This is a genomic window from Metabacillus litoralis, from assembly GCF_003667825.1.
Classification (GTDB): domain Bacteria; phylum Bacillota; class Bacilli; order Bacillales; family Bacillaceae; genus Metabacillus; species Metabacillus litoralis_B.
Map to the genome: position 1 here is coordinate 2,217,327 of NZ_CP033043.1, position 14,824 is coordinate 2,232,150.

18 protein-coding genes are annotated in these 14,824 nt (G+C 35.5%); 1 reads left to right on the forward strand and 17 read right to left on the reverse strand.

What is annotated here, in order from left to right:
• Nucleotides 1-445 precede the first annotated feature (445 nt).
• The 10 genes from panD to D9842_RS11010 all read right to left on the reverse strand — a co-directional run bounded on the left by panD (nt 446) and on the right by D9842_RS11010 (nt 8,650).
• Nucleotides 446-829, reverse strand: a complete 384-nt coding sequence (gene panD, locus D9842_RS10965) for an aspartate 1-decarboxylase (protein WP_121662565.1) — start codon at nt 827-829, stop codon at nt 446-448.
• Nucleotides 830-898: 69 nt separating this feature from the next.
• Nucleotides 899-1,744 (reverse strand): pantoate--beta-alanine ligase, encoded by an 846-nt coding sequence (panC, locus tag D9842_RS10970; protein ID WP_121662566.1) that lies wholly within the window; start codon nt 1,742-1,744, stop codon nt 899-901.
• Entirely contained in the window at nt 1,741-2,580 is an 840-nt protein-coding gene (gene panB, locus D9842_RS10975) for a 3-methyl-2-oxobutanoate hydroxymethyltransferase (protein WP_121662567.1), read from the reverse strand. Before panB ends, panC begins: the two co-directional genes overlap by 4 nt.
• Before the next feature lie 429 nt (nt 2,581-3,009).
• On the reverse strand, nt 3,010-3,990 hold the full coding sequence (locus tag D9842_RS10980; protein ID WP_121662568.1) for a biotin--[acetyl-CoA-carboxylase] ligase: 981 nt from the start codon (nt 3,988-3,990) through the stop codon (nt 3,010-3,012).
• Nucleotides 3,960-5,177, reverse strand: coding sequence for a CCA tRNA nucleotidyltransferase (locus D9842_RS10985; protein ID WP_121662569.1), 1,218 nt, complete (start codon nt 5,175-5,177; stop codon nt 3,960-3,962). Before D9842_RS10985 ends, D9842_RS10980 begins: the two co-directional genes overlap by 31 nt.
• On the reverse strand, nt 5,158-6,318 hold the full coding sequence (gene bshA / locus D9842_RS10990) for an N-acetyl-alpha-D-glucosaminyl L-malate synthase BshA (RefSeq protein WP_121662570.1): 1,161 nt from the start codon (nt 6,316-6,318) through the stop codon (nt 5,158-5,160). The genes D9842_RS10985 and bshA overlap by 20 nt, the downstream gene beginning before the upstream one ends.
• Complete coding sequence (bshB1, locus tag D9842_RS10995) at nt 6,315-7,028, reverse strand: bacillithiol biosynthesis deacetylase BshB1 (protein WP_121662571.1); 714 nt, start codon at nt 7,026-7,028, stop codon at nt 6,315-6,317. The genes bshA and bshB1 overlap by 4 nt, the downstream gene beginning before the upstream one ends.
• A 62-nt stretch (nt 7,029-7,090) precedes the next feature.
• Nucleotides 7,091-7,495: a methylglyoxal synthase gene (gene mgsA / locus D9842_RS11000; RefSeq protein ID WP_121662572.1), complete on the reverse strand. Its 405-nt coding sequence runs from the start codon at nt 7,493-7,495 to the stop codon at nt 7,091-7,093.
• A gap of 14 nt (nt 7,496-7,509) precedes the next feature.
• Nucleotides 7,510-8,307 (reverse strand): 4-hydroxy-tetrahydrodipicolinate reductase, encoded by a 798-nt coding sequence (dapB, locus tag D9842_RS11005; protein ID WP_121662573.1) that lies wholly within the window; start codon nt 8,305-8,307, stop codon nt 7,510-7,512.
• A 13-nt stretch (nt 8,308-8,320) separates the two neighbouring features.
• Nucleotides 8,321-8,650 carry a nucleotide pyrophosphohydrolase gene (locus D9842_RS11010; protein ID WP_121662574.1) on the reverse strand — a complete coding sequence of 110 codons (330 nt, stop codon included), beginning with the start codon at nt 8,648-8,650 and terminating at the stop codon, nt 8,321-8,323.
• A 143-nt stretch (nt 8,651-8,793) separates the two neighbouring features.
• Here D9842_RS11010 and D9842_RS11015 point away from each other — a divergent pair, with 143 nt between their 5' ends.
• Nucleotides 8,794-9,666, forward strand: coding sequence for a YitT family protein (locus D9842_RS11015; protein ID WP_121662575.1), 873 nt, complete (start codon nt 8,794-8,796; stop codon nt 9,664-9,666).
• Between the two features lie 46 nt (nt 9,667-9,712).
• On the opposite strand, the gene ypjB is transcribed toward D9842_RS11015, so the two are convergent.
• The 7 genes from ypjB to D9842_RS11050 all read right to left on the reverse strand — a co-directional run bounded on the left by ypjB (nt 9,713) and on the right by D9842_RS11050 (nt 14,763).
• The gene (gene ypjB / locus D9842_RS11020) at nt 9,713-10,504 is read right to left on the reverse strand and encodes a sporulation protein YpjB (protein ID WP_121662576.1); all 792 of its coding nucleotides are present in this window, start codon (nt 10,502-10,504) and stop codon (nt 9,713-9,715) included.
• 274 nt (nt 10,505-10,778) lie between these two features.
• Nucleotides 10,779-11,369: a lipoprotein heptaprenylglyceryl N-acetyltransferase LhaT gene (locus tag D9842_RS11025; RefSeq protein ID WP_121662577.1), complete on the reverse strand. Its 591-nt coding sequence runs from the start codon at nt 11,367-11,369 to the stop codon at nt 10,779-10,781.
• Nucleotides 11,370-11,476: 107 nt separating this feature from the next.
• Nucleotides 11,477-12,244: a menaquinol-cytochrome c reductase cytochrome b/c subunit gene (locus D9842_RS11030; RefSeq protein WP_098796136.1), complete on the reverse strand. Its 768-nt coding sequence runs from the start codon at nt 12,242-12,244 to the stop codon at nt 11,477-11,479.
• 64 nt (nt 12,245-12,308) lie between these two features.
• Nucleotides 12,309-12,983: a menaquinol-cytochrome c reductase cytochrome b subunit gene (gene qcrB, locus D9842_RS11035; RefSeq protein WP_072579407.1), complete on the reverse strand. Its 675-nt coding sequence runs from the start codon at nt 12,981-12,983 to the stop codon at nt 12,309-12,311.
• Between the two features lie 4 nt (nt 12,984-12,987).
• Nucleotides 12,988-13,494, reverse strand: coding sequence for a Rieske (2Fe-2S) protein (locus D9842_RS11040; protein ID WP_121662578.1), 507 nt, complete (start codon nt 13,492-13,494; stop codon nt 12,988-12,990).
• A gap of 141 nt (nt 13,495-13,635) precedes the next feature.
• Nucleotides 13,636-14,091 (reverse strand): YpiF family protein, encoded by a 456-nt coding sequence (locus tag D9842_RS11045; RefSeq protein ID WP_121662579.1) that lies wholly within the window; start codon nt 14,089-14,091, stop codon nt 13,636-13,638.
• 126 nt (nt 14,092-14,217) lie between these two features.
• Nucleotides 14,218-14,763, reverse strand: coding sequence for a ReoY family proteolytic degradation factor (locus D9842_RS11050; RefSeq protein WP_121662580.1), 546 nt, complete (start codon nt 14,761-14,763; stop codon nt 14,218-14,220).
• Nucleotides 14,764-14,824: the final 61 nt, after the last annotated feature.

Below are 14,824 nucleotides of genomic sequence, written 5' to 3' on the forward strand. Positions count from 1 at the left end.
ACACCTCAATTTATTTCAAAAACGAAAAACTGTTTTATTCATACTCTTTGCTGACTATTAGTTTACCCCAATACGTGTAAGTTTTAAATAACTTTACAATATACTAGGCTAATACCATTCATTTTTTCACACTATTCCGTAGAGTAAGATGTGTATGTTACAATATTTACACTTTCCAAAAAGTATGAGTTACTGGAATCAATTTCAAAATGTATAATTTGTTACCAAAAAACGTATAAATTTCACATCTAATAATGTTTTTATCCGTGTACTGTTTATTAACATGTTCAAGGTGAGGAAAAATGTTCGTTTTTTGATTTAAGAGTCATAATTATGAAATTAACTCACTTAAAAGAAAATAAAAAAGACCTACTCTATAATGACTCCTCTCATGGAAAAAGCGGAAATATTGAAAGTCATTTTGAGTCAGGTCTTATTTGTTTTATTATAAAATTGTTGCAGCTGGTTCTTGACCTAAAATTTCTACAATTTTATTATTTTCATCCATAATAGCAATTTTTGGTTGGTGAGTAGATAGTTTCTCTTCTTGTACCATTGTATAAGTAAGAATGATGACTACGTCTCCTTCTTGAACAAGCCTTGCAGCAGCACCATTTAAACATACAACCCCACTGCCTCTTTTACCCGGAATAATATAGGTCTCAAATCGTGCGCCGTTGTTATTATTAACAATTTGTACTTTTTCATTTGCAACCATACCGACAGCATCGATAATGTCTTCGTCTATAGTAATACTACCAACGTAATTCAAATTAGCCTCTGTTACACGAGCACGATGTATTTTAGCATTCAACATTGTACGAAACATTTGGCTCTCCCTCTTTTCATCTATATATCTTTATTTTTAACACTCTAACTGAGCTATTTTTTCATGCAATTAAACTTCAATCGTTATATTATCAATTAGTCTTGCATTTGTAAACTTCACAGCGACAGCAAGGATGATCTTTCCATGAAGCACCTCAATTTCCTCTAATTTTGGATAGCTCAGAATTTCAACATAATCAATCGTTCCTGATGTATTAGTTGTAATGATGGCGGAAACAAGGTCTATTACTTTTTGTTTATTTCGTTCCCCAGTTAGGATGAAGTCCTTTGCTTGGCTTAAGCTTTTATATAAAGCTGTTGCTTCTTTTCTTTCACGATCATTTAAGTTAACATTTCGTGAGCTTTTTGCTAATCCGTCTTCTTCCCTTATTGTTGGAACTGCCACTAAATCCATTGGAAAATTAAATTCACTAATTAACCCGTCAATAACCGCTACTTGTTGGGCATCCTTCATTCCAAAATAAGCCCTGTCAGGTTGAACCATATTAAATAATTTCGTTAGGACTGTTGCAACTCCATCAAAGTGTCCTTTTCTTGATCTTCCACATAATACATCTATCCTTTTTTTAACAATGACTGTATATGCAGGTTCATCTGGATACATCTCATTCACAGGCGGAGTAAATATAAGATCAACCCCTGCCTGCTCTGCTAGTTTCTGATCTCTTTCTGCATTTCTTGGGTACGAATCAAAATCTTCATTTGGGCCAAATTGAAGAGGATTAACAAATATACTTAATACGACAACATCATTCTCTTTTCTTGCTTCTTCTAAAAGCTTTAAGTGACCTTCGTGTAGATAACCCATTGTTGGTACAAACCCGATTGTTAGGTTTTCTTGTTTAAATGAACGAATTTCTTTTCTTAGTTCCTGGATTGTACTAACAATGTTCATTTCTTTAATCCTCCATATAAGCTGTGTAGCTCTTCCTCCTTCATGTTAAAGGAGTGTTTCTCCTCTGGAAAGCTTCTACTTTTCACTTCTGCAACATATTGCGAAATTGCAGATATTGTTGTTTCTGCTATAGAGGCATACTGTTTTACAAATTTCGGAACATAACCTGAACCGTAACCTACTAAATCATGATAAACTAACACTTGACCGTCAGTTTGACGGCCTGCACCAATACCAATTGTTGGTATTGAAAGTAACCTTGTTATCTCAAGCGCTAACTGCTGTGGAACACATTCTAAAACTAGAGCTATTGCCCCTGCAGCTTGACATTTTTTAGCATCTTCAATTAGCTTTCGAGCTGCCTCTGCATCTTTTCCTTGTACTTTGTATCCACCTAATACATTAACTGACTGAGGTGTCAACCCAAGATGAGCAACAACTGGTATTCCACCAAAAGTAAGCGCTTCAATTATAGGAGTAACACCATCTGCACCCTCCACCTTAACAGCATCTGCTCCACCTTCCTGCATAATTCTTACAGCATTTTTTAAAGATTCGTCTTTAGAAAGGTGATAAGACATAAACGGCATATCTGTTACGACAAATGTGTCTTTTGCTCCTCGTTTTACTGCTTTCGTATGATGAATCATATCGTTAACAGTAACAGGTATTGTGGAGTCATACCCTAACACAACCATTCCTAATGAATCCCCAACAAGAATCATATCAACTCCGGCGATCTCGGCTTGTTTGGCACTTGGAAAATCGTAAGCTGTCAGCATTGTGATTGGTTCACTTTTTTCTTTCATTTTCATAAAATCTTGTCTTGTTTTCATAATTTCCCCTCCAGATTTAGCATGTAAATCCATTCTTGTATAGGAACAACATTGGATTACTTATGATAAATGGGTAGTTCATAATGAGAAAAGCATGGTAGGAGAGAGAATGAATTATCCGATTTTAAATTTATCATGATTGCTTACCTCAATCATTAAACATAAAAAATCCTTCTTATCGACAAAGATAGAAGGATTGTAGACTATTCGTTCGGTTTCATCCCTCTGTCCTAGTCCTTCTTGGATCAAGGCAGATAATTTTCAAAAATTTCATTTGACCTTATTATTACTATTTACATTAATAAAGGTCTTCAACAAACTTTTCTTTATCACAAGGTGTAGTTCATAAGATACTACCCAAAAAAAGTATAGCAGAAAATTTTACTAATTACTATCGTTATCTATCATAGCAAATCACACAGTCACCCATTATTTCAACTCAATATCAGCTGAATAAATTTCTTTAATACTTCCATCGCTAGTCTCAATTAGTAGAACGCCGTTATGATCAATACCAATTGCCTTTCCTTCTACTGATCCATTAAGAGTTCTAGCCACCATTTTCTTATTCAAACTAATGGCATAGCCCTCCCACAACAGTTTAATTGGAAGAAAGCCCTGTGAAAGGTATAACGAATATAGCCCTTCAAATTTCAATAATATCGTTTGAATAAATAGAGCTCTTTCCCAATGCTTTCCTGTTTCAATTCCTATTGATGTGGCAATTTGCTGTAGTTCCTCAGGAAAGTCTTCAACCTTTTGATTCACATTAATACCCGTTCCAATAATTACGGAGTGAACTTGATCTGCCTCCGCTTGCAGCTCAGTTAAAATCCCCACAACCTTTTTCCCGTTAATTAATATATCATTAGGCCATTTAATATCCGGCTTAACTGGAGTTAGTTCTTCAATTGCTTGAACGATAGCTACAGCTGTTAAAAGAGTTAGTTGCGGGGTAGAATGAACAGGAATGTTTGGTCTAATAATCAAACTCATCCAAATACCTGTACCACTTGGAGAATACCATTCTCTAGCCATACGGCCTCTTCCATTTGTTTGTTGATCAGCAACAACAATAGTCCCTTCCGGAGCTCCATTACCTGCCAATGTTTGAGCAATCTTCTGTGTTGATGTAACAGTTTCTTCAAAATGAACGTGACGCCCTAATGTTTTTGTCTTTAATCCAATTTGAATTTCATTGCTACTTATTTTGTTCGGTTTTTTTGTGATGCGATATCCTAAGCGCCTTACAGCTTCTAACTCATATCCATCTTTTCTTAACTCTTCTATATGTTTCCAAACAGCTGTTCTTGAACAACCAATATATTCACTTATTTTTTGACCAGATACGAATTCTCCCTCTGCATTTGAAAAGGCTTCTAGTAATTTTGTTCGAAGTTCTGATTGCACTTTAATACCCACTCCTTTATTGCTGACCTTTCATTTTCTAATTTATCTAGTATAATTTCTTTTTCTATTTCTGAAATAAGTTTTGCTACCCAAGGACCTGGTTTCTTTTTCATGATTTTAATTAATTCATGTCCTGTAATATCTAATTGACTCTTATTATGAATAGGCAGCCTATGGAGTGAGTCTTTGACAGCATTAATATTTTCGTTTACCATATTCGGGTCATCTATAACAGAGCGAATACGTTCAACAGAAAGTGCACAGTCAGATCCAGCTTCATACAATAATAAGCTTGTCCATGATTTCTCTTGTTGAAGTAACATTAGAAATCTTATATTTTTTTCAACTATCTTGATCAGCTTAACCGGGAGTTTCCATTTTCTTAAGTATTTCTCTACTGAGGGAGGTTCGACCTTATATGTAATCATTGTCCATAAGTCTTCTCTTGTCGTAAGAAGGTCTAACTGAAAAGATGCTAAAATTTCTAACTGATGCTCTTTTTCAGCCATACCAGGCAAATAGTTATTCACCTGACAATCAATTAGTGTCTGAATGGCAGCTTTATAATAAGCACCTTGAAAAAGCTTTTCAATTTCTACTGTTTTTCTTTCTACTGAGATTGCATTTAATAGATGAACAAGCTCTTTTAAGGCTTCTTTTGTCTCTGGACATAAGGTGAACCCCAATTGACTAACAAAACGAACTGCTCTAAGCATTCGAAGTGCGTCTTCTGAAAATCTTTCTGACGGAGAATCAACGGTCATAATTACTTTTTCTTTTAAGTGCTGCCTTCCATCAAAATAGTCATAAATAGTGCCCTCAATATCCATTGCCATCGCGTTGATGGTAAAATCCCTGCGTCTTAAATCTTCTTTTAATGAAGATATAAATGAAACAGATTTTGGTCTACGAAAATCATCATAGCCTGTTTCAGCTCTATAAGTAGTGACCTCAAATGATTTATTATTATGTAGCACGATAATCGTTCCATGTTCTGCCCCAACATCAACCGTTTTAGAGAAAATTTGTTTGATTTCATCAGGTTTAGCTGAGGTTGCAATGTCAATATCTCCAATTTGTCTTTTTAGCAAGTAATCACGAACAGCTCCACCAACATAAAATGCCTCAAAGTCTGAGTTATGTAATTTTTCTAGTATGGGTTTTGCTTCATAAAATGGGGTCTCCACTTTTTACACCTTCATTTAATAGTTCATAGTAAATTGATTCGTATTGTGAAACAATCTTATCTGAATGAAATAATTGTGTGGCACTATTCTTTGCGTTTTCTGACATAGACTTATGTAGTTCACTATTTGATAAAAGATGTATAGCATGAAAAGCAACTGTATCAATGTCACCTACTTCACAGATGTATCCTGTTTCGCCTTCTTTAATCACTTCAGGAATTCCTCCAGCATTTGTTCCAATACTAGGAACACCACATGCCATTGCTTCAAGTAAAACCAAACCAAAGCTTTCCTTTTCAGAAAGTAATAAGATAAGATCACTAATTGAATATAAGTCTTCCAAGCTATCTTGTTTTCCCAAGAAAAGAACTTCTCCAGATAACCCCAATTCCCTCACTAGCCTACTTACAAAAGACATTTCTGGGCCATCACCAACAAGAAGAAGCTTTGCTTTTACTTTTCTTTGGATTTTCTGGAAAGAATAAATCACATCTTGAACACGCTTCACCTTTCTGAAGTTTGAAACATGAATAATGACTTTCTCTTCCTCTAGGATCCCATACTCTTCCTTTAGATAAGCGGCATCCTTCTTATAATAAACACGATCATCGATAAAGTTGTACACTGTTTCTATTTCTTTCTTAGGTTGAAGTAGTTCATAGGTTTGTTGAACGAGTGCATTAGATACAGCTGTCACTCTGTCTGATGACTCAATTCCAAAGCGAATCATATCTGCAAGCGATTGATCATAGCCTAATACAGTAATATCTGTACCATGAAGTGTAGTAACTATTTTCAAATCTTTTTTAACCATTTGCTTAGCTAAGTAAGCACAAATTGCATGTGGTATTGCATAATGCACATGTAATATATCGAGATCTTCACGGTTTGCAACTTCAGCCATTTTACTTGCCAGCGCTAAGTCGTATGGAGGGTATTTAAATACCGAATATTGATTTACTTCCACCTCGTGAAACGTGATATTGCAATACACCTTATTTAACCGAAATGGTAAGCTTGAGGTGATAAAGTGAATTTCATGACCTCTTTCAGCTAAGAGCTTTCCAAGCTCGGTAGCAACAACTCCAGAGCCTCCAACAGAAGGGTAACAAGTAATTCCTATTTTTAATTTTTGTTTCATTCGTTATCACCTATTAAATCCTTTGAAAGCAAGATTGGTTTTTTCGTCATAAATCCTTCTGCGTACATTACACCAACCTCTTTTCCATATAATCTTTCTCTACTTTCAACAGCTTCTATATAGCCATTTGTAAGGGGTGTTTCTGTTGAACCTTGAGCTTTTTCAAACTGACTGGAATATGCTTTTAAGCTTTCTATTTTTTGTTCAATTGTTTCTGATATGTTAATAACAAAATCTGGTTTATGAAATCCATTGATCATATAAAAATAGAGATTCTTTACTCGATGAGACGACTGTCCTAAAAGATCTTGATAATTTTTAATTCCCGCTGAAAAAACCGCCTCTTCAACTAGCCTAGAGCAATGTGCATGGTCCGGGTGACGATCATCAAAATATGGGGCAAAAACAACTTTTGGCTCATATTTTCTAATAATCGTTACAATCTCTTTAATAGAGGAATCCAGCATATATAAACCCCTATCAGGAAGTGACAACTGAATTCTCTCTGATAGTCCGATAATATCTCCAGCTCTTTTTGCTTCTTCTTGGCGAATGGCTATAGTACCATTGGAAGATAATTCCGCTTTAGTCAGATCACAGATTCCAATTTTTAAGCCAGCTTTGGCATACTTAGCAATTGTACCACCCATACCTATCTCGACATCATCAGGATGAGCACCAATTGCAAGAATATCTAGTCTATTACTCATTTTCTTCTCCCTATTCATATCTAAAGGAATGATTATTTTTCAAATCATTCCGGTTATTTGAATTACTTTTTATCATGAATGACATTACGCCATTGAAAATCCCCACGATCTAAACCTCGTACTAATATTTCGGCTGTCCCCATATTTGTTGCTAGTGGAATCGAATATACATCACAAAGACGAATTAGTGCTGTAATATCCGGCTCATGAGGTTGTGCAGTTAAAGGATCTCGAAAGAAAATAACCATATCCATTTCATTTTTTGCAATTAATGCACCAATTTCCTGATCTCCTCCAAGCGGACCAGACTGAAAACGGTGAATAGATAAACCAGTAGCCTCCTGAATGCGGAGACCTGTAGTACCTGTTGCAAACAATTCATGATCTTTAAAAATCGGTTGATATGCCATAACAAATTGTACAAGATCTGTTTTCTTTTTATCGTGAGCAATTAGCGCAATTTTCATTTATATTTCCCCTTTTACTCAATAATATTTTCTAGTCCATACACTAGCAGATCGATTTTCATCACATTTTCAACTGCTAATTTTACACCAGACATAAATGAAGCCCGATTATATGAGTCATGACGAATTTTCAGCGTTTGTCCGTCCCCTCCAAATAAAACCTCTTGATGGGCAATTAATCCTGGAAGACGAACGCTATGTAGACGAATACCATTTAAATTAGCTCCACGAGCTCCTGCAAGAATTTCCTTTTCATCTGGATGTCCTTGTTGCTTCTCCTGACGTACAGCTGAGATCATTTCTGCAGTTTTGATGCCTGTCCCGGAAGGAGCATCTAACTTTTGATCATGATGTTGTTCAATAATTTCAACATCTAGAAAATATTTTGCCGCAATCTGTGAAAATTTCATCATCAAAATAGCTCCAATGGCAAAATTAGGAGCTATAATTGCACCTATCCCTTTTTCTTCTGTTAATTGTTGTAGTTCATTTAGATCATTTTCAGAAAAACCTGTCGTACCTACAACTGGTCTAACACCATTCTGTAATGCTTTTTTTGTATGTACTTTCCCAATCTCAGGTGTTGTCAAATCAATGAGTACATCGGGGTTTGTCTCAAAAAAGCATTTATCAATGTCTGTATAAATTGGTACATCAGCATTGAAACCTTCAAGCTCACTAAGTCTCATACCTTCATACTTATGGTCCACAACACCCACTAGCTGAAAATGTTCAGTTTCTTCAACAAGTTTTACAGCCTCGCTCCCCATTCTCCCACGAGCACCTGCAATAACAATTTTTATTTCTGACATATTTAAATCTCCTTTATTTTTCTTTTCTTGTCCATCGATTTTTATCTCTAGTATTGAATTTGTTCATCACCATATCATGAGCTTCTTCTAAATCTATATTTAATGAATTTGCTAGACAAATAAGAACAAACAAAACATCTCCGATTTCCTCTTCGATCTTTTTCTCTTCCTCGGTTGTCTTTTTAGGTTTTTCACCATAATTATGGTTAATTTCCCTAGCAAGTTCACCTACTTCTTCTGTAATCCGAGCCATCATGGCTAATGGTGAAAAATATCCTTCTTTAAATTGACCAATGTAATCGTCAACATCCTTTTGAAGGACCTTCATTGTTTTATGTTCCATTTTATTCACCTCATCTTTACTATTCAATGTTAGCTAATACAAAATAAATTTACAATTATTTCGTCACGTTTTTATCAAAATTTGCACCTTGACATTCTATCAACTATAATATTAACGCTAAGAATGAATTATAGAGGTGAAACATGTTACATGATTTAAGATTAAAGAATATTATTTTTATACTAATTGGTTCGGGTATTTTTGGATTTGGTCTTGTTCATTTTAATATTCAAAACAATTTAGCAGAAGGTGGATTTACAGGGATTACACTTTTGCTTTACTTTCTATTTAATTTTGATCCATCCATTTCTAACTTAATTCTAAATATACCATTATTTATTATAGGTTGGCGTGTTTTAGGTAAAACATCTTTTATCTACACGGTTATCGGAACAGTCAGTTTGTCCGTTTTTTTATGGATTTTTCAACGCTTTCAAATTAATATGCCTTTAAATGACGATTTAACTCTTGCGGCCCTATTTGCTGGAGTTTCCCTTGGTATTGGTTTAGGTACGATATTTCGGTATGGAGGAACAACTGGTGGAGTAGATATCATTGCCAGATTAGCTCATCGTTATATAGGATGGAGTATGGGTAAAACAATGTTTTTATTTGACCTTTGTGTAATCACCATTTCCTGGATTGCTTATCTATCTTATAAGGAGGCAATGTACACACTTGTGGCTGTATTTGTAGGTGCACGTGTAATAGATTTTATGCAAGAAGGAGCATATGCTGCAAAAGGTGCTACAATTATCTCAAATTACCCTGACGAAATTTCTTCTAGAATTATGAAGGAAATGGATCGTGGGGTAACAATATTGAAAGGACAAGGTTCTTTCTCAAAGCAAGATCGAAATGTTCTTTATTGTGTTGTAGGCAAAAACGAAATTGTCCGATTAAAAAATGTTATTACTTCCGTTGATCCTCATGCCTTTGTCGCCGTAAGTGATGTTCATGATGTTTTAGGTGAAGGATTTACATTAGATGAAAATAAAAAGCCGATTTCAAGATAGATTTAATAGACAAGAAGAGCGTAGAAACTCCTACGCTCTTCTTTTTTTATTGCTTCTCTTTTTCACGTTTTGGTTGCTTCGCTTTCTCACCTCGGTACTTTTTCCAGCCAGAATATGATAGGGCTAATAAAATGACACTTCCTGTTGATATCATAACCCAAAGTAAGGACGGATCTGCTTCATCTTCTTTCACTCTATCAAAAATAGCTTTTAACTCTTCCTCCATTACAGTGAGTTGCTTCACCCTACTTGTAACTGGTATTTCATGAAATAACCGATCCTCAACTACCGATATATGGGCATCCATACGCTTAATTCGTTGAAAGTCTAGATCAACTTGGATGCTTGGATAAATTACCTCATAAAGAGATAAGAACTCGTTAAAATCATGTTGAAATGACTCCTTATCACCTTGTTCAACATCACTTTTCATTTGTGAAAAAGTTTCCATGATTGATGTTTCCATTGAACCCCATAATGGTTGATGCTCTGAAACCATCGCATCAACTACTAAACGAAATTTGGTTAATGATCTGACTTTCTCAATCGTACTTACTTTTTCGTTTAACAATAGATCTTGAGCCGTTTTTTGTGTATTAGTTATGGTACGGTAATGGTCTAAAGAAATAACATTTCGATCAATAGGTATTTCTTCGAATTTAACAGTAAAATAATTAAGTAATTGGGCAGACTCTTCAAAGCGCTCTTGCTTAGCTAGTTGTAGGGCCGTATCGGAAATTTTATTTAAAGACTTCCAATCATATGTTTCCGCTGCAAATGCTGGTTTTATATGAAACAGCAACATACCAATAATAATAGTGAGTAATAATTTCTTCATCCTTGTCCCCCCTAGAACTTCTATTAAAAATCGTATGACAGTGTGGACAAGGATAGACCTATTTTTTACTTGTTTTTATAAACCCTAGTTATTGATTATTGCTAGTTTGATGATTTTTTTTGAGGACTCACCGCCATCCCCACGGACAACGAAGCGCCTAGAACGAAATCAACAGCCAACCTTCCTCAAACCAAAATAAAAAGACTCTAGACAAGCTCCGATGTTGTATCGAAGTTTGTCTACAGTCTTAGCCTGGCTATATGAGTATTACTCCTTACAATTGAAGTTTTCTTGAAGTTTTTCTTATAACAAAATAATAGCCTAGGAAAATAGAAATTAAACTTAGCCAGAATGTCATATAACCAATTTGATTGATATAATCCATTAACGTGCTGTACCGTGGCATCATCCCAAACACATAATCAATTACATCATTATGTAAAGTCCATATCGCGGCAACAATTAAGTGCCAAGCTTTAAAACGATAGTATGGAGCATAAAGTAAACCTTGAATTGCCATACCAAAGTGAGAAGCAATTAACATATATCCTTCCCACGGAAGTGAGCCATTTACTATCAGAACAAGAAGGTTCATAATAACAGCCCAGATACCATATTTAAATAATGTAACAATAGCCAAGGCTTCAATCAAGGGTAGATTTTTCTTCATTATAAAAGCTGCCACAACGATTAAAAAGAATAGGCTTGCTGTTGGACTATCCGGAACGAATATGTAGAAATGGGCAGGAGTATCTGCTAATTGATACCTATACCAATAATATCCATAAACTGTCCCGAAAAAATTAATAAGTACCATTATGAAAATAATCGGCTTTTGACCTAATAAATATTGAAACCATTTCATTTTTCACACACCAGACTTATTAGATTTCGATAGCTAGTATAGATCGTTTTTTTAATAATATAACACAATAAAGCTCTCAACAAAAAAAGCTGACATAAGTCAGCTTTTTACTTAGATGTAACACCAGAAATAAATTCTGATAATACTTTTAATTCTTCGTCAGTACCTTTAAAGACTCCAGCAGGCATGCTACCTTGACCATTTTTAGCAATATCAGCTATAGCATCCGGTTCTAATCCGTTATCAACAAGAGCCTTACCTGCAGCTCCACCTTCTAGATTATCACCATGACATGAAATACAGCCTTGCTCTTGGTAAATAGCATATCCTTCAGATTCTTTATCAATTTCTGCTTCAGCTTTAATTTTCCCTTGTTCAGCTGCTGCTTCCCAGTCATGTGTAACAACAGATTCCCAAGTAAGGAAAAACGTTGCTGCAATACCAAGAATCATCATACCTACTGCAACAGGACGCTTTGCAGGACGACGCTCAGGACCACGATCTAAAAATGGTGCCAGCATTAATCCACCAAAAGCAAGTCCTGGAATAACAATTGCCCCAATAACTGTGTATGGACCAGATGCAAAAGAGTATTTTAATAATTGGTATAAGAATAAGAAGTACCAGTCTGGTAATGGAATATAACCTGAATCAGTAGGATCTGCAACACGCTCAAGTGGTGATGGATGCGCTACTGTTAAACATAAAAAACCGATTAAGAAAACAGCACCTACTAACCACTCCTTAAGAAGGAAGTTTGGCCAGAATGCCTCTGTTTTCCCAGGATATTCAGAATAATCCTTCGGAATGTTTGGTTTTCTCTCAGCTGAAATACGAGAGTCACCAACAAATTTCATACCTTTTCCGCGATGCATGATTTCCCCTCCTTACTAAGGTGGTTTCCCGTTAACGTTACAAAAAGATTCTAATCAGTAAATCTTATAGAGGACCAGAAATACCTTGTTTACGTATCATTACAAAGTGTGCTGCCATTAAACCAAATAGAGCAGCCGGTAAGAAAAAGACGTGGATTGCAAAGAAACGAGTAAGTGTTTGAGCACCTACAATTTCCGGATGTCCAGAAAGCAATGTCTTAACCGTTGGTCCGATAAGTGGTACTGATTCTGCAATTTGCAGTGTAACTTTTGTTGCAAATAGAGCTTTCATATCCCAAGGTAATAAATAACCTGTTAAACCAAGACCAAGCATAACAAAGAAGATAAGTACGCCTACTACCCAGTTTAATTCACGTGGTTTTTTATAAGCACCTTGGAAAAAGACACGTAGTGTATGTAGGAACATCATAACGATAACAAGACTAGCTCCCCAGTGATGCATACCACGTACAATTTGTCCGAATGCTACTTCGTTTTGTAAATAGAATACAGATTCCCAAGCATTTTTAATATCCGGAACATAGTACATTGTTAGGAACATACCAGATAAAACTTGGATAACTGTAACAAAGAATGTTAATCCGCCGAAGCAATATACAAAGGCAGAAAAGTGGTGTGCAGGGTTTACGTGTTCAGGAACTTCATGGTCAGCAATATCGCGCCACATAGGCGTAATATCTAAACGTTCGTCAACCCAATCATAAATTTTGTTAAGCAATTGATTACGCCTCCCCTCGTGGTTTTGCTTTACCTAAGAATAAATAGCCATCTTTTACTTCAGATACGTAGACATCAAGTGGTGCAAGAGGCGGTGTTCCTGGAACATTTGTGCCATCTTTTTCATATAGCCCGTAGTGACACGGACAGAAAAATTTGTTCGGATTTGAAGGATCATTGTTCCAACCGACGGTACAGCCTAAATGCTTACAGATTGGTGATAAAGCCGTAATTTTGTCACCTTCTTTAAAAACCCAAGCTGATTTTGTTTCTTCTGATTCGTACCAAGCATCTTTTTGTTTGATTTTAAAGTCAAAGCGTTGAGGTTCTTCCGTTATTTCGTCAACCTTTACAACTTGAACTAGGTCTGTTTCCTCTGCTGGTCGGAGCACAGGGTCAAGTGCGAAGCGAACCATTGGCATAAGCATACCTGCAGCCATGAAACCGCCTACACCAGTAAGCGTGTAGTTTAAGAATTGACGTCTAGAAACTCGATGTTTTTTCTCGCTCATCATTTTCCCCCCTCTATCTTAAGCTCTGTCCGGTACGGACATACGGAAATAACATATAAAACTAGGACATACTCATGATATATCAATCTTCTCATGAGGTCAATAAAATCCTGATTTCTAATCCTGGAAATGAAAAGGTTTTTATGATTTATTCCAAGATTGTAATAAAATGTTCAAAATTTGTTCGATTTGGTCTTGTAAGAGCTTCCTTTTTAACTGATCATCCATATGTTCCAACGGCATAGAAGGGAGCCAAATAAGTTGTCCATTTTGATCGGCCCCTCCGCTATCTTTTAATTTTTCATCGCTAGTTAGGAAAATGACATGTTTAAATTCCTTTTGTAACTCCTCTGCCCACTTCGATAAGTCATCAGCAACGGTAGATGCGTTTTGCAGATATGAAAAACTAGGAAAGAGAAACACTCTGCCTTTTAATTGTCTCTCTAATTCAGTACTAACAAGACTAATAAATTCTCCCTTAGATACGGTGTGTTTAAAATCTGAATCTACTGAAACTGATATTAAAGGAATAATGGCCGTATCAATATACTCTTTTGATTGATTATATAAATCTACATCACTTGAATTCCACTTCAATTCATTCAACTCCCTACAATATTCTTTTACTATGTACATATTATAATGCTTATATAATAAATTGTTAAATATTGAATTAGCTCAAGAAAAAAACCCTCTTCTAGAGAGGGCCTGTATTTGTACAAACTACTTGCTGTTTAATTGATTTAATTGATGAGTTAACTTTTGAAAGCTCTCTTTGTCTTGTCGATCCAAAGCCTCATCAATTAATTTTAGAAGCTTTTCTTTTTGAAAGCTCTGAATAGAATGTTCAAGAACTTTTTCTGCAATTTCCCGGTCTTTTTCATTTTCATTTAAATGCTCAGGCATATAAGGATTTGACTCAAGAACCGCTGCATATTGTGGTGATTGGTAAGAAGATCTGAAATTCAGCTGAATAAAAAGCTCTTCCTCTTTATTTAATCGAATATCATGAAACGATTTTTCTGCATCAGTTGTCATGACATTCTCTTTGTAAAAGCGAAATGGAACTTCTTCAACACAGTGAGTTGACATAATAATTCCTCTTGGACAATATTGAGCTTGCTCAACAAAATGTACTTTTTCCATAAGAGTGTCATGACTCATTAAATAATTTAAGATCCACACACATTCTCTTCTCTTTAGTTGATAATGGTTTAAAAACCACCTGATGAAGTCTTTCTTTTCATGGACAGATACAGGGGCCACCATACAATTCCCTCCTCTGCAGTTCAGATTATTCTTACTTTGATAATTCCACAAAATAAAAATA

Excerpts from the sequence above, each read along its gene's own strand:
- mgsA (WP_121662572.1), bottom strand. The coding sequence starts at position 7,495 with ATGAAAATTGCGCTAATTGCTCACGATAAAAAGAAAACAGATCTTGTA.
- D9842_RS11050 (WP_121662580.1), bottom strand. The coding sequence starts at position 14,763 with ATGGTGGCCCCTGTATCTGTCCATGAAAAGAAAGACTTCATCAGGTGG.
- ypjB (WP_121662576.1), bottom strand. The coding sequence starts at position 10,504 with ATGAAGAAATTATTACTCACTATTATTATTGGTATGTTGCTGTTTCAT.
- panC (WP_121662566.1), bottom strand. The coding sequence starts at position 1,744 with ATGAACATTGTTAGTACAATCCAGGAACTAAGAAAAGAAATTCGTTCA.
- dapB (WP_121662573.1), bottom strand. The coding sequence starts at position 8,307 with ATGTCAGAAATAAAAATTGTTATTGCAGGTGCTCGTGGGAGAATGGGG.
- D9842_RS11040 (WP_121662578.1), bottom strand. The coding sequence starts at position 13,494 with ATGAGCGAGAAAAAACATCGAGTTTCTAGACGTCAATTCTTAAACTAC.
- D9842_RS11015 (WP_121662575.1), top strand. The coding sequence starts at position 8,794 with ATGTTACATGATTTAAGATTAAAGAATATTATTTTTATACTAATTGGT.
- bshB1 (WP_121662571.1), bottom strand. The coding sequence starts at position 7,028 with ATGAGTAATAGACTAGATATTCTTGCAATTGGTGCTCATCCTGATGAT.
- D9842_RS11030 (WP_098796136.1), bottom strand. The coding sequence starts at position 12,244 with ATGCATCGCGGAAAAGGTATGAAATTTGTTGGTGACTCTCGTATTTCA.
- panD (WP_121662565.1), bottom strand. The coding sequence starts at position 829 with ATGTTTCGTACAATGTTGAATGCTAAAATACATCGTGCTCGTGTAACA.
- panB (WP_121662567.1), bottom strand. The coding sequence starts at position 2,580 with ATGAAAACAAGACAAGATTTTATGAAAATGAAAGAAAAAAGTGAACCA.
- bshA (WP_121662570.1), bottom strand. The coding sequence starts at position 6,318 with ATGAAACAAAAATTAAAAATAGGAATTACTTGTTACCCTTCTGTTGGA.
- D9842_RS11010 (WP_121662574.1), bottom strand. The coding sequence starts at position 8,650 with ATGGAACATAAAACAATGAAGGTCCTTCAAAAGGATGTTGACGATTAC.
- D9842_RS11025 (WP_121662577.1), bottom strand. The coding sequence starts at position 11,369 with ATGAAATGGTTTCAATATTTATTAGGTCAAAAGCCGATTATTTTCATA.